Annotated in this window: 20 protein-coding genes and 2 pseudogenes; 13 read left to right on the plus strand and 9 right to left on the minus strand. The window is 71.0% G+C overall.

The window, feature by feature from the left end:
• Positions 1-52: 52 nt before the first annotated feature.
• Positions 53-736 (minus strand): glycerophosphodiester phosphodiesterase family protein, encoded by a 684-nt coding sequence (locus tag ABZV34_RS25895; protein WP_356281156.1) that lies wholly within the window; start codon positions 734-736, stop codon positions 53-55.
• Between the two features lie 433 nt (positions 737-1,169).
• Between ABZV34_RS25895 and ABZV34_RS25900 the strand changes: the two genes are divergently transcribed.
• From ABZV34_RS25900 to ABZV34_RS25910, 3 genes are read left to right on the plus strand one after another with little or no spacing between them, the layout of a single operon-like run.
• Positions 1,170-2,567, plus strand: coding sequence for a DUF6421 family protein (locus tag ABZV34_RS25900; RefSeq protein ID WP_356281159.1), 1,398 nt, complete (start codon positions 1,170-1,172; stop codon positions 2,565-2,567).
• A gap of 35 nt (positions 2,568-2,602) precedes the next feature.
• A complete protein-coding gene (locus ABZV34_RS25905; RefSeq protein ID WP_356281262.1) occupies positions 2,603-3,349 on the plus strand; it encodes an SDR family NAD(P)-dependent oxidoreductase in 747 nt (248 codons plus the stop codon).
• Positions 3,346-4,419 carry a low specificity L-threonine aldolase gene (locus ABZV34_RS25910; RefSeq protein WP_356281162.1) on the plus strand — a complete coding sequence of 358 codons (1,074 nt, stop codon included), beginning with the start codon at positions 3,346-3,348 and terminating at the stop codon, positions 4,417-4,419. Before ABZV34_RS25905 ends, ABZV34_RS25910 begins: the two co-directional genes overlap by 4 nt.
• Before the next feature lie 259 nt (positions 4,420-4,678).
• Here ABZV34_RS25910 and ABZV34_RS25915 read toward each other — a convergent pair.
• A pseudogene (locus ABZV34_RS25915) lies at positions 4,679-4,756 on the minus strand (transglutaminase); the annotation flags it as partial.
• Positions 4,757-4,929: 173 nt separating this feature from the next.
• Here ABZV34_RS25915 and ABZV34_RS25920 point away from each other — a divergent pair.
• Positions 4,930-5,622 (plus strand): phenylalanine--tRNA ligase beta subunit-related protein, encoded by a 693-nt coding sequence (locus ABZV34_RS25920; protein WP_356281165.1) that lies wholly within the window; start codon positions 4,930-4,932, stop codon positions 5,620-5,622.
• 4 nt (positions 5,623-5,626) lie between these two features.
• Here ABZV34_RS25920 and ABZV34_RS25925 read toward each other — a convergent pair whose 3' ends face one another.
• Positions 5,627-6,355, minus strand: a complete 729-nt coding sequence (locus ABZV34_RS25925; RefSeq protein WP_356281168.1) for a lysophospholipid acyltransferase family protein — start codon at positions 6,353-6,355, stop codon at positions 5,627-5,629.
• A 186-nt stretch (positions 6,356-6,541) separates the two neighbouring features.
• Positions 6,542-6,957, minus strand: a pseudogene (locus ABZV34_RS25930) (DUF4395 domain-containing protein).
• 75 nt (positions 6,958-7,032) lie between these two features.
• Between ABZV34_RS25930 and ABZV34_RS25935 the strand changes: the two are divergent.
• From ABZV34_RS25935 to ABZV34_RS25955, 5 genes are all read left to right on the plus strand, one after another.
• On the plus strand, positions 7,033-7,446 hold the full coding sequence (locus ABZV34_RS25935) for a thioredoxin family protein (protein ID WP_356281265.1): 414 nt from the start codon (positions 7,033-7,035) through the stop codon (positions 7,444-7,446).
• Between the two features lie 126 nt (positions 7,447-7,572).
• The gene (locus ABZV34_RS25940) at positions 7,573-7,653 is read left to right on the plus strand and encodes a putative leader peptide (RefSeq protein ID WP_356281268.1); all 81 of its coding nucleotides are present in this window, start codon (positions 7,573-7,575) and stop codon (positions 7,651-7,653) included.
• Between the two features lie 80 nt (positions 7,654-7,733).
• Positions 7,734-8,243: a flavin reductase family protein gene (locus ABZV34_RS25945; protein WP_356281171.1), complete on the plus strand. Its 510-nt coding sequence runs from the start codon at positions 7,734-7,736 to the stop codon at positions 8,241-8,243.
• Between the two features lie 208 nt (positions 8,244-8,451).
• Complete coding sequence (locus tag ABZV34_RS25950; protein WP_356281174.1) at positions 8,452-9,237, plus strand: electron transfer flavoprotein subunit beta/FixA family protein; 786 nt, start codon at positions 8,452-8,454, stop codon at positions 9,235-9,237.
• A gap of 75 nt (positions 9,238-9,312) precedes the next feature.
• A complete protein-coding gene (locus ABZV34_RS25955) occupies positions 9,313-10,287 on the plus strand; it encodes an electron transfer flavoprotein subunit alpha/FixB family protein (protein WP_356281176.1) in 975 nt (324 codons plus the stop codon).
• A gap of 57 nt (positions 10,288-10,344) precedes the next feature.
• Here the strand turns inward: ABZV34_RS25955 and ABZV34_RS25960 are convergent, their stop codons facing one another.
• Complete coding sequence (locus ABZV34_RS25960) at positions 10,345-11,238, minus strand: endonuclease/exonuclease/phosphatase family protein (protein ID WP_356281179.1); 894 nt, start codon at positions 11,236-11,238, stop codon at positions 10,345-10,347.
• Between the two features lie 179 nt (positions 11,239-11,417).
• Between ABZV34_RS25960 and ABZV34_RS25965 the strand changes: the two genes are divergently transcribed.
• The gene (locus tag ABZV34_RS25965) at positions 11,418-12,722 is read left to right on the plus strand and encodes an aldolase/citrate lyase family protein (RefSeq protein WP_356281182.1); all 1,305 of its coding nucleotides are present in this window, start codon (positions 11,418-11,420) and stop codon (positions 12,720-12,722) included.
• Between the two features lie 811 nt (positions 12,723-13,533).
• On the opposite strand, the gene ABZV34_RS25970 is transcribed toward ABZV34_RS25965, so the two are convergent.
• A complete protein-coding gene (locus ABZV34_RS25970; protein WP_356281184.1) occupies positions 13,534-14,598 on the minus strand; it encodes a LacI family DNA-binding transcriptional regulator in 1,065 nt (354 codons plus the stop codon).
• 195 nt (positions 14,599-14,793) lie between these two features.
• Here ABZV34_RS25970 and ABZV34_RS25975 point away from each other — a divergent pair, with 195 nt between their 5' ends.
• Positions 14,794-15,753 carry an ROK family protein gene (locus tag ABZV34_RS25975; protein ID WP_356281186.1) on the plus strand — a complete coding sequence of 320 codons (960 nt, stop codon included), beginning with the start codon at positions 14,794-14,796 and terminating at the stop codon, positions 15,751-15,753.
• A gap of 333 nt (positions 15,754-16,086) precedes the next feature.
• Here ABZV34_RS25975 and ABZV34_RS25980 read toward each other — a convergent pair whose 3' ends face one another.
• The 3 genes from ABZV34_RS25980 to ABZV34_RS25990 all read right to left on the minus strand — a co-directional run bounded on the left by ABZV34_RS25980 (position 16,087) and on the right by ABZV34_RS25990 (position 19,806).
• A complete protein-coding gene (locus tag ABZV34_RS25980) occupies positions 16,087-18,120 on the minus strand; it encodes an NPCBM/NEW2 domain-containing protein (protein ID WP_356281189.1) in 2,034 nt (677 codons plus the stop codon).
• A gap of 432 nt (positions 18,121-18,552) precedes the next feature.
• Complete coding sequence (locus ABZV34_RS25985) at positions 18,553-19,194, minus strand: PASTA domain-containing protein (protein WP_356281192.1); 642 nt, start codon at positions 19,192-19,194, stop codon at positions 18,553-18,555.
• 123 nt (positions 19,195-19,317) lie between these two features.
• Positions 19,318-19,806 (minus strand): excalibur calcium-binding domain-containing protein, encoded by a 489-nt coding sequence (locus tag ABZV34_RS25990; RefSeq protein WP_356281195.1) that lies wholly within the window; start codon positions 19,804-19,806, stop codon positions 19,318-19,320.
• Positions 19,807-19,951: 145 nt separating this feature from the next.
• On the opposite strand from ABZV34_RS25990, the gene ABZV34_RS25995 reads away from it, so the two are divergent.
• Together ABZV34_RS25995 and ABZV34_RS26000 are read left to right on the plus strand one after the other, a co-directional pair.
• Positions 19,952-20,146 carry a hypothetical protein gene (locus ABZV34_RS25995; RefSeq protein ID WP_356281197.1) on the plus strand — a complete coding sequence of 65 codons (195 nt, stop codon included), beginning with the start codon at positions 19,952-19,954 and terminating at the stop codon, positions 20,144-20,146.
• Between the two features lie 160 nt (positions 20,147-20,306).
• On the plus strand, positions 20,307-21,347 hold the full coding sequence (locus ABZV34_RS26000; RefSeq protein WP_356281199.1) for an NUDIX domain-containing protein: 1,041 nt from the start codon (positions 20,307-20,309) through the stop codon (positions 21,345-21,347).
• Positions 21,348-21,371 lie beyond the last annotated feature (24 nt).

A 21,371-nucleotide genomic window follows, 5' to 3' on the forward strand; every position in this document is an offset into this window, starting at 1 on the left:
AGGCCGTCGGGCGCTCGCGCCGCGGGCGCTCGTCCGGGCGCCGGCGCGGGCGTCACGCCGTGAAACGGCCGGTGCGTTTGATCTCCGGGTAGTCGGTGGTCGCGCCGTCCAGCTCCAGCGCGCGCACCAGCCGCAGCTGGTCCTGGGTGTTCACCACCCACCCGATGATCCTCAGATCGGCCTTGCGGGCGTGCTCGACGACCTCCAGGGTCAGCCGGCGGATGTTCAGGCAGACGGTCGCGGCACCGGCCTCCACGGCGCGGTCCACGACGTCGACGCCGTAGCGGCTCGCGATGAGCGCGGTGCGGACGCCCGGAACGAGCCGGGTGACCTCGGCGATCGCCTCGTCGTGGAACGACGACACCTCGACGCGCCCCACGAGGTCGCGCCGGTGCATCACGTCGGCCAGCGCCCGCGCCGCGGCCGTGTCCTTGATCTCGGCCTGCAACGGCGACCTGACGGCGTCCAGGACCTCTTCGAAGACGGGTACGCGCTCACCGCACCCGGCGTCCAGCGCCCGCAGCTCCGCGAGCGTCATCTCGGAGATCGGTCCCGAGCCGTCGGTCGTACGGTCCACGTCCGCGTCGTGCATGACGACGAGTGCGCCGTCCTTGCTCAGATGCAGATCAAGTTCGATCAGGTCGAGGCCCGCGTTCTGGGCGGCGACGAAGGAACGGAGGGTGTTCTCGGGCTCGACACCCATCACTCCGCGATGACCGATGGTGAGGAAGTTCAAGATGCGACTCGCTTCCGTCGACGGCGGCTCTGCGCACGCGTGGTCCCGGCGGCGCCCACGCGGCAAGGCCGCAGCCTAATGGCCCGGCCCCGCGATGTACCCGCTCGTACGCCAGGCAGGGCGTGTCCCGGCCGGGCGGGGGGCGCCCTGCGCGGCCGGTCCGGATCACCCGGGGGTGGGCGAGTCCTGTGCGGATTGACGCATCGGGCCCCCAGGTCCGCACAGCGGTCCCGCCCGCCCTCGTGGCTCCTCCCGGGACGCCTGGAATGCTCGACACCGCTTGGCGGAAGTGGTCGCCCGCGCGGTGTACGACAGGAAAAAGAGCGGTGAAGATGGGGGTTGCGCAGGATAATCTATCGAGTCTCCCCTTGCGGGAAGGAACCTCATTTACATACGGTGTGCATACGCGAGGTTCTCCCGTGGAGGATGAGACATGACGGATGTTCTTGTGCAGGTGGGTACGGAGGAGCGGGTTCCTCCCGTGGGCAGGGTGGTGGAGCACCCGGCTTGGCCCGTGCTCAAGGATGCCGTGGAGGAGATCCGGCCGTGGCAGGCCAAGGACGGCTCGATCGACTTCGAGGCGGAGGGCGCCCCGGACGCCGCCGACGTCGATCTGGCCGTACGCCGGGCGATAGACGCCGTCGAGCGCCTCGCCCCGCTGCTGCCGCACGACGCGGCGTACCACGAGGCGCTCGTGAAGGATCTGCGCGGCTGGGCCGAGGGGGGCTTCCGGATCCCCGACTTCCTGGACTCGCTGCTCGCCTTCCAGCCCGCCGCGAACCGTGAGGACGGCCTCCAGCACCTGGTCGTCTTCCCGATGTACACGCAGAACGGCAACCCGGACCGCAACTTCGAGGCGGTCGTGCTGCGGATGGTCTGGCCGGACTGGCTGGCCGAGCTGGAGCGCACCCGGTACGACAACCCGCTGTTCTGCGGGATCACCTTCGAGGACTTCACGGCCGGCTACGACACCAACTCGGCCGTTCTCTTCCCGGAGACCATCGCCGTGCGCGAGGCACCGGCGCGCTTCAGCTGGGGCGGCATCTTCTGCGACCGCGAGGCCGCCCGCTTCCGCGCCGTCACCGAGGCCGCCGTGGACGTCCTGGGCCTCCAGCTGCCCGAGGACATCGCCGCGATGGTGGACGACCAGGAGCGCTGCGAGCAGGCCTTCGTGCTGTGGGACATGGTCCACGACCGCACCCACAGCCATGGTGACCTGCCCTTCGACCCCTTCATGATCAAGCAGCGGCAGCCGTTCTGGATGTACGGCCTCGAAGAGCTGCGCTGCGACCTCACCGCCTTCAAGGAGGCCGTGAAGCTGGAGGCCGAGGGCCACCAGCACGGTCGTGACGTGCAGTACGCGGTGCTCTTCGACCGGATGTTCCGCTTCCCGGTCACCGGCGACCGCGTCCGCAACTACGACGGCCTCGGCGGCCAGCTGCTCTTCGCCTACCTGCACAAGCACGAAGTCGTCCGCTGGACCGACAACAAGCTGCACATCGACTGGCAGCGCGCCCCGCAGGTCACCAACCAGCTGTGTGCCGAGATCGAGGACCTCTACCGGGCCGGCATCGACCGTCCCAAGCTCGTCCACTGGTTCAAGGCGTACGAGCTGGTCGCGGCCTACCTCGCGCCGCACCCGGGATCGCGCTGGGCCAAGGGCCCGGACGCCCTGGATCTGAGCCTGCCGCCGCGTAAGCTCGTGGACGACGTGCTTCCGGACGAGTTTCCCCTGAGCATGTTCTATGAGGCGCTCTCCAAGAAGCTGAAGAACGTGATCGCCTCCACCAAGGGCATCACCGCGGCCGGCGCCGAGCGGGTCGCCGCGTGAACGCCCGCGCCGAGGACGCTCAGGAGGCGAAGAAGATGGCGAACGGAGCTCTCAGCGGTGCGGTGATCGCGGTGGCCGGCGCGGGTGGACCCGCCGGGCGCGCGACGCTGGCCCGGCTCGCCGACGCGGGCGCGACCGTCGTCGGCTCGGACAACGACCCCGAGCGGCTCGCCACGGCCGTGGACGCGGCCCGCTACGGGCACGGCGGCGCCACCGTCGTCGGCGACACGGTCGACCTGCTCGACCTGGAGTCGACGCGCGACTGGGCCACCCGCATCGAGAAGGACTTCGGCCGTGTCGACGGTCTGGTCCACCTCGTCGGAGGCTGGCGCGGCAGCGAGACCTTCACCAAGACGATTCTGGACGACTGGGACTTCCTCGAGCTGCTGCTCGTCCGCACCGTGCAGCACACCTCCCTCGCCTTCCACGAGGCGCTCCAGCGCAGCGACCGCGGCCGGTACGTCCTGATCAGCGCCGCGGCCGCGAGCAAGCCGACCGCGAGCAACGCCGCCTACGCCGCGGGCAAGGCCGCCGCGGAGGCGTGGACGCTGGCGATGGCCGACTTCTTCCGCAAGGCGGGGGGCGAGGAGGGTCCGACCTCCGCGGCTGCGATCCTGGTGGTCAAGGCACTGGTGCACGACGCGATGCGCGCCGAGCGCCCGAACGCGAAGTTCGCGGGCTTCACGGACGTCGACGCGCTGGCGGAGTCCATCGCGGGCGTCTGGGACCTGCCCGCCGGTGAAGTGAACGGAAAACGTCTGTGGCTGACCGAGAAGCCGTGAACCCTCCCAAGACCGACGCCCGGCGTCACCACGACCCGGCCGTCCGCGGCTTCGCCAGCGACAACTACGCGGGCGCTCACCCCGAGGTGCTCGCCGCGGTCGCGCTCGCCAACGGCGGACACCAGGTCGCGTACGGCGAGGACGACTACACGGCGAACCTCCAGAAGATCATCCGCAGCCACTTCGGTGCTACCGCTGAGGCCTTCCCGGTCTTCAACGGCACCGGCGCCAACGTGGTCGCGCTCCAGGCGGTCACCGACCGCTGGGGCGCGGTGATCTGTGCCGAGAGCGCGCACATCAACGTCGACGAGGGCGGCGCGCCCGAGCGCATGGGCGGCCTCAAACTGCTCACCGTCCCGACGCCCGACGGCAAGCTCACCCCCGAGCTCATCGACCGGCAGGCGTACGGCTGGGACGACGAGCACCGCGCCATGCCGCAGGTCGTCTCGATCACCCAGAGCACCGAGCTGGGCACGCTCTACACCCCCGACGAGATCCGTGACATCTGCGACCACGCCCACGCGCACGGCATGAGGGTGCACCTGGACGGGTCCCGGATAGCCAACGCCGCCGCCTCGCTCGACGTCCCGATGCGGACGTTCACCAACGCGGTCGGCGTCGACATCCTGAGCCTGGGCGGGACCAAGAACGGCGCGCTGTACGGGGAGGCCGTCGTCGTCCTCGACCAGGACGCCGTCCGGCACATGAAGCACCTGCGCAAGCTCTCGATGCAGCTGGCCTCCAAGATGCGCTTCGTCTCCGTGCAGTTGGAGGCGCTGCTCGCCAAGGACCTGTGGCTGCGCAACGCCCGCCACTCCAACGGGATGGCGCAGCGGCTGGCCGAGGGCGTCCGCGCGGTGCACGGCGTGGAGATCCTCCACCCGGTCCAGGCCAACGCGGTTTTCGCCCGCCTTCCGCACGACGTGAGCGAGCGGCTGCAGAAGCGGTTCCGCTTCTACTTCTGGGACGAGGCCGCGGGCGACGTCCGCTGGATGTGCTCCTTCGACACGACCGAGGACGACGTCGACGGGTTCCTGGCCGCGCTCAAGGAGGAGATGGCCCACCACTAGGGTGCGGCGCGTCGTCTCTCCGGATACTGCATAGACATACGGTCGATCGAAGAGTCATTGACTCCCGGTCGGCCGTATTCCTATGCTCTGCGGGGATGGAGCTCGTCCAGGAAAACCCCGGCCTCTCCGCCTGCTTGGCCGACGGCGAGGTGATCGACCGCCGTCATCCGCTGGTGCGGGAGACGGCTGCCCGGCTCGCGCGGGGAGCGTCCGACTCGTATGCCTATGCGCGAGCGGCCTTCGCGTTCGTGCGCGACACAAGCCGTTCGCCGTCCAGGGAGGACGGCGCGTCCACCCCCGGTTTGTTGTCACGGGGGTCCCGCCGGTGCCACGCCCCACGCCCCGTGCAAGCCCTCACGCCCGACCTGGAGTCCAATGAGCTGGACCATCCAGTCCTGTACGCTGAACCTCATCCGGTCGTGCTGAGCGCCCTCAGGGCAGCCCCCGACCGGTCGTATCCCTGGAAGACGCTCCCCACCGCACTCCGAGGCAAGGCAGGCACCGCGGATCATGACTCTCACGCTCACCGTGTCCGACGAGGTGCGCGCCCTGGCACCCGGCTTCACCCACGTCGCCGTCGAGGCGTACGGACTCGCCAACGGGCCGAGCACCGAGGGGACTTCGGCGCTGCTCGACGACGCGGCCCGCCGGCTGGCCGGGCGACTGGGCGGCCGTGCCCCGCACGAGGACCCGCACATGGCCGCCTGGCGGGAGGTCTACACGGCCTTCGGGTCCAAGCCCTCACGCACCCGCAACTCGGCGGAGGCGCTGGCCAGACGCGCCCTGTCGGACACCGGACTGCCCCGGATCAACCTGCTGGTCGACCTCTACAACGCGATCAGCGTCGCCCACCTGATCCCGGTCGGCGGTGAGGACATCGAGCACGTCAGCGGCGGGATGCGGCTCGTACGGGCCACGGGCGACGAGGAGTTCGCGACCGTCGCGGGCGGCACCGACACCGTCGAGCACCCGGACGCGGGCGAAGTGGTGTGGCGCGACGGGACCGGCGTGACCTGCCGGCGCTGGAACTGGCGCCAGGGACCGCGTACCCGCCTCACGGAGGAGTCCACCTCCGCGATCTTCCTGCTGGAAGGTCTCGCACCGGTGCCGGTGGCCGCGATCGAGGCGGCGGCCGCCGAACTCGCCGGACTGCTGGAGAAGTTCAGCCCCGGGGCACGCGTCACGGTGCACGCCCCGGAGTGACGGTTCAGTGTGCCTCGGCCGCCTTGACCTCTTCGGGGGTCGGTGCCGTACCGCCGAGGTGCGCGGGCATCCACCAGGTGTCGTCCGGTCCCTTGGGGCGGACGGGATAGGCGCGCTGCGCGGCCTCCAGGAGCTCCTGGACACGCTCGCGCAGTCGCCGGGTGATGGCGCCCGCGTACTGGTCCTGCGGGGCCTCCATCGGCTCGCCCACCCGGATCGTGATCGGGGTGTGGCTGCGCTTGAAGTTGCGCGGGTGTCCCTTGGTCCACAGTCGCTGGGTGCCCCACAGCGCCATCGGGATCAGCGGGACGCCGGCCTCCTGGGCCATGCGCGCGGCACCGGACTTGAAGCTCTTCAGCGCGAAGGACTGCGAGATGGTCGCCTCGGGGAAGACGCCCACGATCTCGCCGGAGCGCAGCGACTTCAGCGCGTGCTGGTAAGCGGTCTCACCCTGCTGCCGGTCCACCGGGATGTGCTTCATGCCCCGCATCAGCGGACCGGAGATCCGGTGCCGGAACACCGACTCCTTCGCCATGAAACGCACCAGGCGCTTCTGCGGCAGGGCGGCCAGACCGTCGAAGATGAAGTCCAGGTAGCTGATGTGGTTGCTGACCAGCACGGCGCCGCCCGAGCGCGGAATGTTCTCCGATCCCTTGCAGTCGATCTTGAGGTCCCAGGCCCTGAACAGCGTTTGGGCGAGACCGACGACGGGACGGTAGACAAGCTCTGCCATGGACGGGGTGGACCCTTCTCTCTGCCTGGGAAGGGGTCCCCCCGGCGGGAAGTTACGCAGCCGTAGGTTTACGGCATTGCGCAGATCGTGCCCGAAGAACGGACGAGTGGCCAGTCCTGGTGCCTCGCGGCGGCGAGATCCTCGTCACGTCGCCCCCGTGATCCACCTCGGACTTTTAACTCGCCTTTACTGAACGCGTACTGATACCCGGCGCACGAGCAGGTACATCTCGCACCCCAGGCAGTACCCGAACGCCGTATTCAGAAACGCGGCCGCCAGCGCGCAACCGGTCGCCGCGAGCCCCAGCCAGCCGGCCCCACCGTGTAACCGATCAGCCCCACCGCGGCGAACGCCAGCCCGACGGCCTGGGCGAACCGCGGTGGCTCCGGCGCCTCGAACTCGGCCGGCGGCCCGATCCGGGGACGTACGGCGGTCTTGAACAGCAGGCCGTACGGCGAGCGCGTCACGCCTCCCGCCGTGCCCAGCGCGAAGGCCAGTGTCTGCCAGGCCAGTAGCCAGGCGCTGCCGGTGACCAGTACGGCCGCCAGTACGACGGTCGTCACGGCCGCGCCGAACCGCGGCCCCCTCACATCGATGTCCATGAATCAAGCATTCCGCAGTGGAGGCGATCCGCGGCCGTGGGAATCTTTGCGGTCTCATGAATGCTTGTGCACATGATGAGCGGACTTGTGGTGTGCGTGGTGGTGCTCGCCGCGGCGAGCGGATACGGACTGCTGCACCGGCGGCGGAGCGGGAGGGTGAGAGTGCGCGGACGGGACGGCGGAAAGCGGCTCGGCGCGGCGGAGTTGGGGGAGGGGCTCGGCGAACGGGCCACGCTCGTCCAGTTCTCCAGCGCCTTCTGCGCCCCCTGCCGGGCCACCCGGAAGGTGCTCGCCGAGGTCGCCGGGCTGGTGCCCGGCGTGTCCCATGTCGAGATCGACGCCGAGGACCACCTCGACCTCGTCCGTGAACTGGACATCCTCAAGACGCCGACCGTGCTCGTCCTGGACGCCGAAGGACGGATCGTGCGCCGCGCGAGCGGCCAGCCGCGCAAGGCGGATGTGATCGCGGCACTCGGCGAGGCCGTGTGACCCGTCGGACCGGCGGGATCCGGCCGGCCCGGACCGACTCCGTCCACCTGTGAGGCGACGGTGAGACAGCTCCCAAAGGCCGGGCCGCACTTGACTGCACGGTCCACCTATCGTCAGCCTGACCGTATGCCCCTGGAACTCCTTCTCTTCGAGCGTGTCCACGTGGACCTGGTCCGCACCGCCAGTGCGTGCTGTCCGGTCCGTTGAGCACCTGCGGACCCTCTCCCGCCCTCGGCGACGCCCGGACGGGGGACCCCCACGACACCTCTCGCAGTGAGGACGACTCCATGACGGCCACGCCCGGCCTCGGCACCTACCAGCTCGCCTCGCCCGAACTGCTGCGCTCCGTCTTCCGGCGGCACGCCGCCGGTGTCGCCGTGATCACGGCCCGGGGTGACGGTGGCCCGGTCGGTTTCACCGCCACCTCGCTCACCTCGGTCTCCGCGGAACCCCCGATCATCTCCTTCGGTGTCGGCTCCGGCGCGTCGAGCTGGCCGGCGATCTCCGAGTCCGACCACGTCGGCGTGCACATACTCGGCGAGCATCAGCGGGAGTTGGCCGCCACCTTCGCCAGGAGCGGCGCCGACCGTTTCGGCGCGCCCACCCAATGGCGCGCGGGGCCCGAGAGCGTTCCGGTTCTCGACGACGTGCTGGCCTGGCTCGTGTGCCGGATCGTGGCCAGGGTCCCGGCGGGGGACCACCGCATCGTGCTGGCCGAGGTGGTCCTCGGCGACCCCTCGGGCACCGGGAGCCCGCTCCTCTATCACCAGGGCCGGTTCAACGGCCTGCGCGACTGACCCGGCCGTTTCCGAACCTACTCGTCGGTTACACAGCGTTGCCAAGGTCACAGTGCAAAGCGCTTGCTCAGTGGACAGGAAATGGATGTACTGGTGAGTAATATTTCGGTCGGAGCGCGGGCCGCCCCGACCGGGATCGGCCGCTTCAGGCGCCTATGCTGCCTGAAAGAAGGCAGCCCAGAAATGACGATGCAGTAGGAGAGCCGGCGTGAGCTTGAGGATCGTTGTCACTGTGAAGTACGTGCCCGACGCCACTGGCGACCGGCACTTCGCCGATGACCTGACCGTCGACCGTGACGACGTGGACGGTCTGCTCTCGGAGCTCGACGAGTACGCGGTGGAGCAGGCACTGCAGATCGCCGACGAGGCGGACGACGCCGAGATCACCGTGCTGACCGTCGGTCCCGAGGACGCCAAGGACGCGCTGCGCAAGGCGCTGTCGATGGGTGCCGACAAGGCCATCCACGTCGAGGACGACGGCCTGCACGGCACCGACGCCATCGGCACCTCGCTGGTCCTCGCCAAGGCGATCGAGAAGGCCGGCTACGACCTGGTGATCTCCGGCATGGCGTCCACCGACGGCACCGCCGGTATCGTCCCGGCGCTCCTCGCGGAACGTCTGGGTGTCCCGCAGGTCACGCTGCTGTCCGAGGTCTCCGTCGAGGACGGCGTCGTGAAGGGCCGCCGTGACGGCGACACCGCCTCCGAGCAGCTGGAGGCCTCCCTGCCGGCCGTCGTGTCGGTGACCGACCAGTCGGGCGAGGCGCGCTACCCGTCCTTCAAGGGCATCATGGCCGCCAAGAAGAAGCCGGTGGAGTCCTGGGACCTGGAGGACCTGGAGATCGAGGCGGACGAGGTCGGTCTCGACGGTTCCTGGACCAAGGTCGACGCCGCGACCGAGCGCCCGGCGCGCACCGCCGGCACGATCGTCAAGGACGAGGGCGAGGGCGGCAAGCAGCTCGCCGAGTTCCTCGCGGGCCAGAAGTTCATCTGAGGCCCGTTCGAGGCCCGCTGAACCCCGACACGCCGACCACCCCTCATCTTTCGTAAGCAGGAGAGAAGAAGTCCCATGGCTGAAGTTCTCGTCTACGTCGACCACGTGGACGGCGCCGTCCGCAAGCCCACCCTGGAACTGCTGACGCTGGCCCGCCGCATCGGCGAGCCCGTCGCCGTCGCCCTCGGCTCCGGTGCCGAGAACACCGCCGCTGTGCTCGCCGAGCACGGCGCGGTGAAGGTCCTCACGCACGACGCCGCCGAGTACGCCAACTACCTGGTCGTGCCGAAGGTGGACGCGCTGCAGGCCGCGTACGAGGTGGTGTCCGCCGGGGGCTCCCTGGCCGCCGTGCTCGTCCCGACCTCCGCCGAGGGCAAGGAGATCGCGGCCCGCCTCGCGATCCGTATCGGCTCCGGCATCATCACCGACGCGGTCGACGTGGAGGCCGGTGACGAGGGTCCGGTCGCGACGCAGTCCGCGTTCGCCGCCTCCTTCACCACCAAGTCCCGTGTCTCCAAGGGCACCCCGGTCATCACGGTCAAGCCCAACAGCGCCGCCGTGGAGGCCGCCCCGGCCGCCGGCGCGGTCGAGGCCCTCGCCGTCTCCTTCTCGGAGAAGGCCACCGGCACCAAGGTCACCGCGCGCACCCCGCGTGAGGCGAGCGGCCGCCCCGAGCTGACCGAGGCCGCGATCGTGGTCTCCGGCGGCCGTGGTGTCAACGGCGCCGAGAACTTCTCGGTCATCGAGAACCTCGCCGACTCCCTCGGCGCGGCCGTGGGCGCCTCGCGCGCCGCGGTGGACGCCGGCTGGTACCCGCACTCCAACCAGGTCGGCCAGACCGGCAAGTCCGTCTCGCCGCAGCTGTACATCGCCTCCGGCATCTCCGGCGCCATCCAGCACCGCGCCGGCATGCAGACGTCGAAGACGATCGTCGCGATCAACAAGGACGCCGAGGCCCCGATCTTCGACCTCGTCGACTACGGCGTGGTCGGCGACCTCTTCGAGGTCGTCCCGCAGCTCACCGACGAGATCAAGACCCGCAAGGGCTGACCGAGTCCGGCCGTACGAGGCCCCCGTGACCGCCCGCGCGGTCACGGGGGCCTCGGTTCATCCCAGGCGCAGAGTGGCCCGCACGGGCAGGTGGTCGCTCGGATACCGCCCGTCCGGAGCGAAGGTGTCGACCGCCGTCCGGTCCGCGCGCACCCCGGGTGTGGTGAGGATCCAGTCGATGCGGTCGCCGCCGGGCACCAGGGGGCCGTAGCCGTGGAAGGTGGCGTACGGGGCGCCGCGCTCGGCCGCGGTGTCCCAGGTGTCGACGAGACCGGCGCTCAGCATCGCGTCGTAGACCGGGTTCTTGTGGGCGGCGCTGTTGAAGTCCCCGGTCACCACGACCGGCAGGGCGCGGTCGAGCCCGGCGATCCGCTGCCCGATCAGCGCGGCGGCACGCATGCGCGCGTACGGACTCCCGCTGTCCAGATGGGTGTTGAGGACGTAGAACTCCCGTCCGCCGGCGCGCAGATCACGGAAGCGGACCCAGGTGACCATGCGGATGTGGGAGCCGCCCCAGGTGTTCGAGGCGATCACCTCGGGTGTGTCGGACAGCCAGAAGTGGTCGTACCCGGCCGGGGCGAGGCGATCGGTGTCGTAGAAGACCGCCGCGAACTCGTCACGGCTGCCGCCCGCGCGGCCGGTGCCGATCCAGTCGTAACGCCGTCCGAGGTCGGACGCGATGTCACGCACCTGCGGGTAGAGGCCTTCCTGGGTACCGATGACGTCGGGGCCCGTCCGGCGCAGCAGCTCGCGCATCACCGGACGGCGCGCGGCCCAGCTGTGCGGCTCGGCGGTGCTCGCGAAGCGCAGGTTGAACGTCATGACGTCCAGCGGGCGTCCGCCGCCGCCGGCGGACACGGACGCCGCCGTACCGAGCAGGGGCACGGTCACCGCGGCGGCCACCGCGGTCCGCAGACCCAGGCGCCGGGTCACCCGGCGGATGTTCGACATGTCATCCCCTCCCCGCACGGCCAGCATGAGGGGTGCGGGGCGGTGCGCGAAAGAAGGCATGGGGCAGGAGAGAAGGCGACGGACCAGGGTGCGGACAGGTGTTGACCACGGGAAGCGCCATGGATAACTTCGCTCTACGGATTATTGATTCCGTGAAGCGGAAAACAGGAGGGTGTGGGATGGGCAAGGGCCAGCAGGAGAACGTGGCGACAAGCCTCGCGGGCGCCGTCAGCGAGGAGATCAGCGCCTCTCTCGCCCCGGTCGACGCCGAACTGGAGCGCCGCTATCCCGGAGACCCCGGCACCCGGCAGCCCGTCCACACCGTGTACGTCCCCGCGGACGCGTTCACCGCCGACACCGTCCGCTCCTGGGGCGACCGGGCGCTCGCGGCCCTCGACGAGCACGCCCCCGACGCCGCCTCCTTCGCCGCGGTCCTCGGCCTCGCCGACGACCTCGCCGGGCCCGTGTACGACCGGGTGCGGGCCAAACTGGAGCGGGAGCCCGTCGAGGACCTGCGGGTCGACTTCGAGGACGGCTACGGCCCGCGTCCGGACGCCGAGGAGGACGAGGCGGCGGCGCGCGCGGCCCGGCTGATCGCGCAGGCGTACACCGACGGCACGGCGGCTCCGTACATGGGCATCCGCATGAAGTGCATGGAGGCATCGGTCCGCCGGCGGGGCATCCGTACGCTCGACGTCTTCCTCACCGGCCTGATGGACGCGGGCGGTCTGCCCGAGGGGCTGGTCCTCACCCTCCCCAAGGTGACGTACGCGGAGCAGGTCACCGCGATGGTACGGCTGCTGGAGGAGTTCGAGAAGACGCGCGGTCTCGCGCCCGGACGGATCGGCTTCGAGATCCAGATCGAGACCAGCCAGTCCATCCTCGCGACCGACGGCACCGCGACCGTCGCCCGGATGATCCAGGCCGCCGAGGGCCGCGCCACGGGCCTGCACTACGGCACCTTCGACTACAGCGCCTGCCTCGGCGTCAGCGCCGCCCACCAGGCCAGCGACCACCCGGCCGCCGACCACGCCAAGGCGATCATGCAGGTCGCCGCCGCGGGCACCGGCGTACGCGTGTCGGACGGCTCCACGAACGTGCTGCCGGTCGGCCCGACGGAGAAGGTGCACGACGCCTGGCGACTGCACTACGGCCTCACCCGCCGCGCCCTGGCCCGCGCCTACTACCAGGGCTGGGACATGCACCCCGGCCACATCCCGACCCGCTACGCGGCCGTGTTCGCCTTCTACCGGGAGGGCTTCGCGCAGGCCGCCGCGCGCCTGGCCCGCTACGCCAACCGCACCGACGGCGACATCATGGACGAACCCGCCACCGCCAAGGCGCTCAGTGGCTACCTTCTGCGCGGCCTGGACTGCGGCGCCCTCGACATCGCGGAGGTGGCCCGGCTCGCGGGCCTGACACGGGCGGACCTGGAGGGTTTCGCCGCGCCGAGGCGCGGAGATCTGACCGCCTCGGCGAAGTAGGGCGGCCTGCGGGGCCTGCGGTGTGTGGGCCCCGCGGGGCACGCGGGGTGTGCAGGCCCCAGGGCGTGTGGGGAACACGGGACATGTGAGGAACGTGACGCACGCGGGGCGTACGTGGCATGTCCGAGGAACGTGCGTTCCTACGCGACCGCGACCTGCGGAAGGGCCGCATGCGGAGCCGTGGAGTACGGAGCGGCATGCGGAACCGCGGAGTACGGAACTGCCGGGACGTGGCTCCCAGGCCGGCGTGGACCGCGGGCCCGCCCGCGGCCGCCTCCTCGGCCAGGACACCGAGGTCCGCCCGTGTGGGCGGGCGGCCGGACCGCCGCCCCCGACCACCGCCGCGTCCCCACGAGGACTCGGTGGCGTCCCGCGCGCCTTCGGGTCCGCGTCCACCGGGCACGGGGCAATCGGGGCGCCCGGCCCGGGGCGTGGGTCGGCGACGGGGACCTCAGCCTGCCCCGGCCGACGCCGTCGTACGAGATGCCGTCGTACGAGATGCCGTCGTACGAGATGCCGTCGTACGAGACGTCGTCATCCCTGCGTTCCCGACGTGTGCCTTCCCCGTGAGGCCCGTGCCGCGTATCCCCAACCGGGCCGTCCCGCACCGGAGTCGGGCGGCACAGGTGTTCCAGCCGGCCGCGAGGACCGGTACGCGATCGTCGCGGATCCGGCGCGTCAGCGGCAACAGCCCTTCACCGGCGAGGAGTCCGGACCCTCGGACCGGGAACCGCTCGTCCCGGCGAGCGCGCGAGGGACGCCGCGTCCACACCCGGGGCTTCGGGGCCGCAAGGGTCCGGGCGGCCACGACTCAGGCCGAGGGCGGCAGTTCACCCGAGCCGCGGGTGATCAGACGGGTCGGCAGCTCTATGCGTTCCGGGGTGATGAGGGTTCCGTCGAGCTGGCGGAAGAGCCGGTCGGCGGCGGTGCGGCCGAGGGCGGCGGCGTCCTGGGCGACGACGGTGACACCCGGCTGGAGGAGGTCGGCGAGCTCGATGTCGTCGAAGCCGACCAGGGCGACGGGGCGTCCGTGCTCGGCGAGGACCCGGACCACCGTGACGGTCACACGGTTGTTGCCCGCGAAGATCGCGGTCACCGGGGAGTCGCCCGAGAGCATCTCCTCCGCGGCGACACGCACCCGCAGCGGATCCGTGACACCCAGGGACATCCAGGCGGGCTCGACCACTATGCCCGCGTCCTCCATGGCCGCGCGGTAGCCGCGAAGCCGCTCGGCGGCCGTGTGGATGCGGGGCATGTCACCGATGAAGCCGATCCGGCGGTGACCGTGGTCGATCAGATGGGTCACGCCGTCCCGGGTCCCGCCGAAGCTGTCCGAGAGGACCACGTCGGCGTCGATCTGTCCCGCCGGGCGGTCCACGAACACGGTGGCGACGCCCGCCTTGATCTCGGGTTCGAGGTAGCGGTGGTCGTCGCCGGCCGGAATGACGACCAGTCCGTCCACCCGGCGCGCGCACAGCGCGAGGACCAGTTCCTGCTCACGCTCCGGGTCCTCGGCGCTGGAGCCGTTGATGAGCAGCGCGCCGTGGGCACGGGCCACCTCCTCCACCGCGCGGCTGAGCGGGCCGTAGAACGGGTCCGCGAGGTCCTCCAGGACGAGGCCGATGCTCGCGGTGCTGCCCTTGCGCAGTACCCGCGCGCTGTCGTTGCGCCGGAAGCCCAGCGCGTCGATGGCCTCCTGCACCCGGCGCTCGGTGTCCGGGGTCACGCCCGGCTCGCCGTTGACCACGCGTGAGACCGTCTTGAGACCCACGCCGGCGCGCGCCGCCACGTCCTTCATGGTCGGGCGATTGCCGTAACGGTTCTCGGATCGGCGGGCGGTCTCTGCCACGATGCGCTGTCCTGTCCTGTCGTCCACGGTGATGCGATCATTCCTGTCGCCCCCGGTGATGCGACGGTCCATGGGGATGTATGAGGATGTGGCGTCGAGCATAGAGCCTGGACAACGTTGTCAGATGCAGGGGACACTGTTCACCGCATTCTCCGGCCTGCGCCCCCCACCGCGAGACCGGTCTGCCCTGTTTCGCAAGGTTCACCAGGAGAACTGACACTGATGCACACCGACCTCGTGGCCGCGCTCGACATCGGCGGCACCAAGATCGCCGGAGCGCTGGTGGACGGCCGTGGCCGGATCCTCCTGCGCGCGCAGCGTGCGACGCCCGCGCAGGAGGGCGGCGACACCGTCATGGGGGCCGTGGAGGCCGTGGTCGGTGAACTCACCGTCTCCCCGCTGTGGAGCAGGGCCGCGGCCGTCGGCATCGGCAGCGCGGGCCCGGTGGACGCCTCGGCGGGCACCGTGAGCCCCGTGAACGTGCCGGGCTGGCGTGACTATCCGCTGGTCGAGCGGGTCCGCAAGGCCACGGGCGGTCTGCCCGTCGAGCTGATCGGCGACGGCGTCGCCATCACCGCGGCCGAGCACTGGCAGGGTGCCGCCCGTGGGCACGACAACGCCCTGTGCATGGTGGTGTCGACGGGCGTCGGTGGCGGGCTGGTCCTGAACGGACAGCTGCACGCGGGCCCCACCGGCAACGCGGGCCACATCGGGCACATCAGCGTGGACCTCGACGGCGACCTCTGCCCGTGCGGCTCCCGGGGCTGTGTGGAGCGCATCGCGAGCGGCCCGAACATCGCTCGGCGCGCCCTTGAGGGCGGCTGGCTGCCCGGACCCGACGGCGACACCTCGGCCGCCGCGGTGGCCGACGCCGCCCGTGCGGGCGATCCGGTGGCGGTGGCCTCCTTCGAGCGGGCGGCCAGGGCGCTCGCGGCGGGGATCGCGGCCACCGCGACCCTCGTCGAGATCGACATCGCCGTCATCGGCGGAGGTGTGGGCAAGGCGGGCGACGTGCTCCTCGATCCGCTGCGCAGGGCGCTGGGCGACTACGCGACGCTGTCCTTCGTGCGGCGGCTGACCGTGGCGCCCGCGCTGATGGGCACGGACGCCGGTCTGGTCGGCGCGGCGGCGGCCGCGCTCAGCAGGCAGCCGAACGGGACGGCCGCGCGGGTCGGCGGCTGAGTGCCGCGTCCGGGTTACGGGGACGGGTGGGGCGGGGTCGGGTGACGGGGATGAGTGACGCGGACGAGTGAACAGGCGGAGTGACTGGTCGGGGTTCCCGGTCGTCACGGCACCCGGGCGTTCGGTTCTCCGGCCTTCCGGCCATCTGATCGGTTCGACAGTCGGGCGACGGCTCGACAGCCGGCCGACTGGCCGGGCCGGAGTGTCGGTCACGTCGCGATGGGTCGGTCAGGCGGTCGGGAGGCCGGTGAGCGGCTCCCCCTTCCGGGAAAGCCGCTCACCCGCTCAGCAAGCCGGGTGGCCTACCGGCCCCCCGTCGTCCGGGCGGGCCGCTCAGCAGGTCAGCCGCGCGTCGGCCCAGTCGGCGTGGTCCGAATCGATCCCGTCACCGCCGTCGGTGACGACCAGCCGGACCACCTCGGCGCCGCTCACGTCGGCCGAGACCGGCTGCGCGGGCATCGCGTTGGTGAGCACCCCGGTCGAGGCGACCTCGGTGCCGTCCGCCCAGATCTCGAAGGCGACGGTGCCCCTGTCGCCCTTCTCGTCGTCGACCCCGACGTCCGCCGTGACGCTCTCGCACTCCTTGCCGGTGTAGTACTCGACGGCGCTCGCGGCGTGCGCGCCGAGGCCCTTGGCGTGGACGACACCGCCGAGGGTGATCGCATGACCGTCGCCCGCGGCGCTCTCGCCGTTGCTCGTGTCGCGCTCGACGGGCCCGTAGCCGTTGGCCGCCGACATCCAGGGCAGGTCGCCGAGGGAGGAGGTGCCCGAGGGAGGGGGCACGACCACGGAGGCGGTCACGGGCAGCACGCTCTCGACGCGTTCGCCGCGCGGCGAACGGTACGTCGTCCGCAGCGTCAGGTCGTACGATCCGGTGGCGGTGCCCTCGGGTACGGTGAGCCGCCACTTCGTGCGCAGCGAACGGCCGGTCGGCACCGCGGGCATGGTGGTCGGTGACGCCGCCCTGATCGTCCAGTCCGCGGGCCCGCCGAGCTGCACGGCGACGTGTCGTGCCGTCGTGCGGCCGAGGTCGGTGACCGTCGTCGTCAGCGTCGCCTGCTCTCCTGCTTCGACCAACGGGGTATTTTCCAGGCCGAGTTCGACTGCGGGGGGCTGTGCGGCCCAGCCGTGTCCGGCCGCGACGCGGACCAGCACCGTGCCGTGCGCGGGGACGGTCGCGGAGATGCCGCCCGCGGTGTTGTAACTCCGGTGCCGCCACAGGTCGCGCAAGGTGTAGGCGGGAGCGGCCGGGAGTCCCACGGCCGCCGCGGTGGTGGCGATGCGCTGGGCGCCGCCGGTCTCGTTGAACAGCGCCACCGCGCGGCTGCCGTCCCTCATCTCCTTGACGACCACCCAGCGGCCGCCCCCGGAGGAGAGCACGGTGCCCTGTTTGCCGAGGGGGTCCTGGTCGACCGCCACGACTTCCTTGTTGGCGAGGATGTCGAAGGTGGCGGGGGTCGCCTTGCGCAGGTCGGAGCCGATGAGCAGCGGTGCGGCCATGACCGACCACAGGGAGAAGTGCGACCGGTACTCGGTGTCGGTCATCCCGCCGTTGCCGACCTCCAGCATGTCCGGATCGTTCCAGTGCCCGGGACCGGCGTACGGGGCAAGGGGCAGGTTCTGCTTGAGGATCGACAGCATCGAGCCCCAGTTGTCGCTGATGTCCCCGGTCGTGCGCCACAGATGTCCGACGTCGGACGCCCACTCCCAGGGCTTGTTCTCCCCCCACTCGCAGATGCTGTAGACGATGGGGCGCCCTGTTTCCCGGGAAGCGGCCCGCAACGCGTCCCGCATGGTCGTGTAGCGCAGCTTGGCGTCCACGCCCTGGTTGTTGCAGTTGTCGTACTTGAGGTAGTCGACGCCCCAGTCCGCGAACTGCCGGGCGTCGCTGTACTCGTGGCCCAGGGCGCCGGGGAAGCCCGCGCTGTCGCACGTCTTCGTGCCCGCGCTGGTGTAGACGCCGAGCTTGAGCCCCTTGGCGTGCACGTAGTCGGCGACCGCCTTGATCCCGTCGGGGAACCGGGCCGGGTCGGGGACCAGTTCGCCGTCCGCGTCCCGGGAGGGCAGGGCCCAGCAGTCGTCCAGGTTGACGTACTGGTACCCGGCGTCCTTGAGGCCCTTCTCGACGAAGAGGTCGGCGATCCCCTTGACCATGCTCTCGTTGAACTCCTCGCGGCAGTGCGTGGAGTTCCAGTTGTTGAAGCCCATCGGCGGGGTGAGGGCGAGACCGTCGGCCGGCGCGGGGGCGACCGGGTCCGTGACGGGGGCGGCCAGTGCCGGCGCGGCGAGGCCGGTCGTACACAACAGTCCCGCGGCGAGTGCTCCGACCAATCTGCTGCGGGTGGTGCGGGTGTGAGGGTGACGCATCGTTACGTTCCTCCGAACTCGCGAAAGACGAGCCTGTCTGCATGTCCGCGACAAGAGTGCGCGTTTACGGTAGGACGTGTCTGACTCTGTTGGAAGAGGAGGGGCGAGGACTGTCCGATATCCCGTCAGAACCCTTGACGACGCATTGGAGTGGGGAGGAGGCCCGAGCCTCGCGTTCGGTTGTGTTGGATGGTGCCCTCAGGAGGGGTACGCGGCGCAGTCGGCGCCCGGAGGGCATTGCCGTATCCGAAGGCTCGGCAGGACATCGGAGGTCCCGGCGAAGATCGGGCAGGTTGCGTCTGGGTGCCGGGCGCGACCGTCATCGAACAGCCGGCGACGCTGCACAGGCAGCGCCCCCTCCACTCGACGGCCCAGGCGTATTGACCCGTGAGGCGTCCGACCCGAAGCGAACGTCTCCTGCCGCGACATGGCCTAGCAGGGCTCGTCGAACTTGACCGCTGTGAGTTCCACCGGCTGGCCGCGGAGTGCGGTACCGGCGGCCGGAGACTGGGTGCACACCTTCCAGTTGCTCTCGACCAGGATCCAACGCCTCGCGCCGGAAGCGTCCTTGACCGTGAAGGACGTGCCCGAGTCGAGCGCGTCCCGCGCCGCCTTCACGGACTTCCCCGTGAAGTCCGGAATCTTCCCGCCCGCGGTGGACGGGGCCGCCACATCCTTCGACGGGCATGTCTCGGCGAGCTTCACCGCACCGAAGTCCAGTGTCGTGTCGGTGCCGGCCGTCGTGCCGGCCCTCTTGTTCTGTGAGCAGACCTTCCAGTCCCGGTCGAGGATCTGGTGGCGGTCCCGGCCGAGCGAGTCGTGCGACCTCAGTGAGCGGAAGCCCTGTTTCTGTGCCTTGTCCTGAGCGGACTGCAGTCCCATACCGACGAAGTCGGGCACCGTTTTCCGTTCGGCCGCGGTCGGCTTGTCGTCCTTCGGCGTCGAGGCCGCGGCGGACGGGGCCGAAGTGCCGTCGGCCTTGCCGCCGTCCGCCGGCTGACAGGCGACGACACCGCCGACGCCGACCATGAGCAGGACGGCACTGATGATCCGGGTGCGCACGTATTCCCCCAAGTGGTGCTGATGCGGACGGAATCCACTGACAGCATACGAAGCGGCACGCGACGTGATTCCGGCCGACCGTCATCGGCCCGCGACGGACGGGCGGTTCCGGGGATCAGTTGAGGCCGTAGCTCCTCACTCGCAGCCCACCCCGTCCCCGTCACGGTCGAGATGGCGGCCGTAGCCGGGGTCCCCGACATGTACGGGAGCGGCACCCGCGGCACGAGCGGCGGCGCAGTTCCCGTAGTACACGGCGCTTCCGCCACCGCTTCCGCCGCTTCCGCCGCTGTCGTCGCTGCCGCCGCCCGCGGCGGCCGGCCGCGCGGTGACCGTCGCGCGTACGGTCTTCGTCGTCCGTACGGTCACGGTGGCGGAGGGAGTCGCGGTGACCGTCTCGGTCGCCGTCCGCGTGGCGGTGGCCGTGGCGGTGACGGTGGGCGCCGGGCGGGTCCGGGCCGAGGCCGGCTCGGTGGCGTCCCCACCGCTGTTGCCGATGCCGACCCCGACGAAAAGGGTCACGGCGAGCGCGGGTACGACGTAGCGTTTGCGCGCCCAGCCAGGCGCGGCGCGGACATTCGGGGCCCGAGGCGCGCCGGCGGGTCCCGCGCTGTACGGATTGGTCATGATCGTCCCCCCCTGGGGTGTTTCGAGTGGGATGACGGTAGTGGCGCGCATGTGACGGATGAGGGCGAGTGGGGTTTGTGTGACCGAGCCGTGACTTGTCGTCACCGGACCGTGACCCGTCGCCGTTTTCGGAGTTGAACCGGGCATGAAGAAGCGCAGCATGCTGGCCATCGCCTCCCTCGCCACCGGGTTCGTCGTCGCGGCGATCACCCCGTCCCACGCTCTCGACGGCAGCGCCCTCGGCGACCTGCATGTCGACGACACGCTCAGCTCCGTCGACCACACGCTCAGCAGTGACAGCCTGGCCGCGGACGGCGCCGCGCCGGACCGGAAGGGCTGAGCGCCGAACCGGAACGGCTGAGCCGAAGCGACACGCGCGGCGCCGGTGCCCCAGCGACCGGGGGGTCGGCGACGCGCCGTTCGGCTCCCTCATCAGGGGCTGGTTTCCGTGGCAGGGTGGAGCGGGCAAGCCACTGGGGGCCAACAGAAGAGGGGGAACCGTGATCGTCTGGATCAACGGTGCGTTCGGTGCGGGGAAGACCACCACCGCACGGGAACTGATCGACCTGATCCCGAACAGCACGCTCTTCGACCCCGAGGTCGTCGGTGGCGGACTCACGAAGCTGCTGCCGCCCAAGCACCTCGCCGAGGTCGGCGACTTCCAGGACCTGCCGATCTGGCGGCGCCTGGTGGTCGACACCGCGGCCGCCATGCTCGCGGAGCTCGGCGGCGTCCTCGTGGTTCCCATGACCCTGCTGCGTCAGGAGTACCGCGACGAGATCTTCGGCGGTCTCGCCTCGCGCCGGATCGAGGTGCGCCATGTCCTCCTCGCCCCGGCGGAAACGATCCTGCGCGAGCGCATCGCGGGCCGGGAGATACCCGAGGACCTGCCGGACGGCGAGATACGGATGCGCCAGTGGTGTTACGACCACATCGAGCCCTATCGCGTGGCGCTCGCCTCCTGGCTCACCGCCGACGCCCACCCCGTCGACACCAGCGCCCTGACCCCGTACGACACCGCGCTGCGCATCGCCGAGGCGGTCCGTACGGGCGGTGTGGCCGCCTGCGACATCGTGCAGACCCCTGAACCCACCTCCGAGACCGTCGCCGCGGGCGTGCTCCTCTTCGACGAACAGGACCGGGTGCTGCTCGTCGACCCGACGTACAAGGCCGGCTGGGAGTTTCCCGGCGGCGTCGTCGAGTCCGGCGAGGCCCCGGCCCGAGCGGGCATGCGCGAGGTCGCCGAGGAGACCGGCATACGACTCGGCGACGTACCCGGTCTGCTCGTCGTCGACTGGGAACCGCCCGCACCGCCCGGCTACGGCGGTCTGCGCCTCCTCTACGACGGCGGCCTGCTCGACTCCGACGAGGCCCGTCGACTGCTGCTGCCGGGACCGGAGTTGCGCGCCTGGCGGTTCGTCACCGAACAGGAGGCGGCCGACCTGCTGCCCCCCGTGCGCTACGAGCGGCTGCGGTGGGCGCTACGGGCGCGGGAACGCGGCGCCGCCCTGTATCTGGAGGCCGGCGTCCCGGTCGGCTGAGCCGCCCGAGTCCGATGCGCGGTA

The sequence above is a fragment of the Streptomyces sp. NPDC005195 genome (genome assembly GCF_040608315.1).
GTDB classification, from domain to species: Bacteria; Actinomycetota; Actinomycetes; order Streptomycetales; family Streptomycetaceae; genus Streptomyces; species Streptomyces kaempferi.

What these genes read in the sequence shown, in the direction of transcription:
- ABZV34_RS25900 (WP_356281159.1), top strand. Translation starts at nt 1,170, where the DNA reads ATGACGGATGTTCTTGTGCAGGTGGGTACGGAGGAGCGGGTTCCTCCC.
- ABZV34_RS25905 (WP_356281262.1), top strand. Translation starts at nt 2,603, where the DNA reads ATGGCGAACGGAGCTCTCAGCGGTGCGGTGATCGCGGTGGCCGGCGCG.
- ABZV34_RS25920 (WP_356281165.1), top strand. Translation starts at nt 4,930, where the DNA reads ATGACTCTCACGCTCACCGTGTCCGACGAGGTGCGCGCCCTGGCACCC.
- ABZV34_RS25925 (WP_356281168.1), bottom strand. Translation starts at nt 6,355, where the DNA reads ATGGCAGAGCTTGTCTACCGTCCCGTCGTCGGTCTCGCCCAAACGCTG.
- ABZV34_RS25935 (WP_356281265.1), top strand. Translation starts at nt 7,033, where the DNA reads ATGAGCGGACTTGTGGTGTGCGTGGTGGTGCTCGCCGCGGCGAGCGGA.
- ABZV34_RS25940 (WP_356281268.1), top strand. Translation starts at nt 7,573, where the DNA reads ATGCCCCTGGAACTCCTTCTCTTCGAGCGTGTCCACGTGGACCTGGTC.
- ABZV34_RS25945 (WP_356281171.1), top strand. Translation starts at nt 7,734, where the DNA reads ATGACGGCCACGCCCGGCCTCGGCACCTACCAGCTCGCCTCGCCCGAA.
- ABZV34_RS25955 (WP_356281176.1), top strand. Translation starts at nt 9,313, where the DNA reads ATGGCTGAAGTTCTCGTCTACGTCGACCACGTGGACGGCGCCGTCCGC.
- ABZV34_RS25960 (WP_356281179.1), bottom strand. Translation starts at nt 11,238, where the DNA reads ATGTCGAACATCCGCCGGGTGACCCGGCGCCTGGGTCTGCGGACCGCG.
- ABZV34_RS25965 (WP_356281182.1), top strand. Translation starts at nt 11,418, where the DNA reads ATGGGCAAGGGCCAGCAGGAGAACGTGGCGACAAGCCTCGCGGGCGCC.
- ABZV34_RS25975 (WP_356281186.1), top strand. Translation starts at nt 14,794, where the DNA reads ATGCACACCGACCTCGTGGCCGCGCTCGACATCGGCGGCACCAAGATC.
- ABZV34_RS25980 (WP_356281189.1), bottom strand. Translation starts at nt 18,120, where the DNA reads ATGCGTCACCCTCACACCCGCACCACCCGCAGCAGATTGGTCGGAGCA.
- ABZV34_RS25990 (WP_356281195.1), bottom strand. Translation starts at nt 19,806, where the DNA reads ATGACCAATCCGTACAGCGCGGGACCCGCCGGCGCGCCTCGGGCCCCG.
- ABZV34_RS25995 (WP_356281197.1), top strand. Translation starts at nt 19,952, where the DNA reads ATGAAGAAGCGCAGCATGCTGGCCATCGCCTCCCTCGCCACCGGGTTC.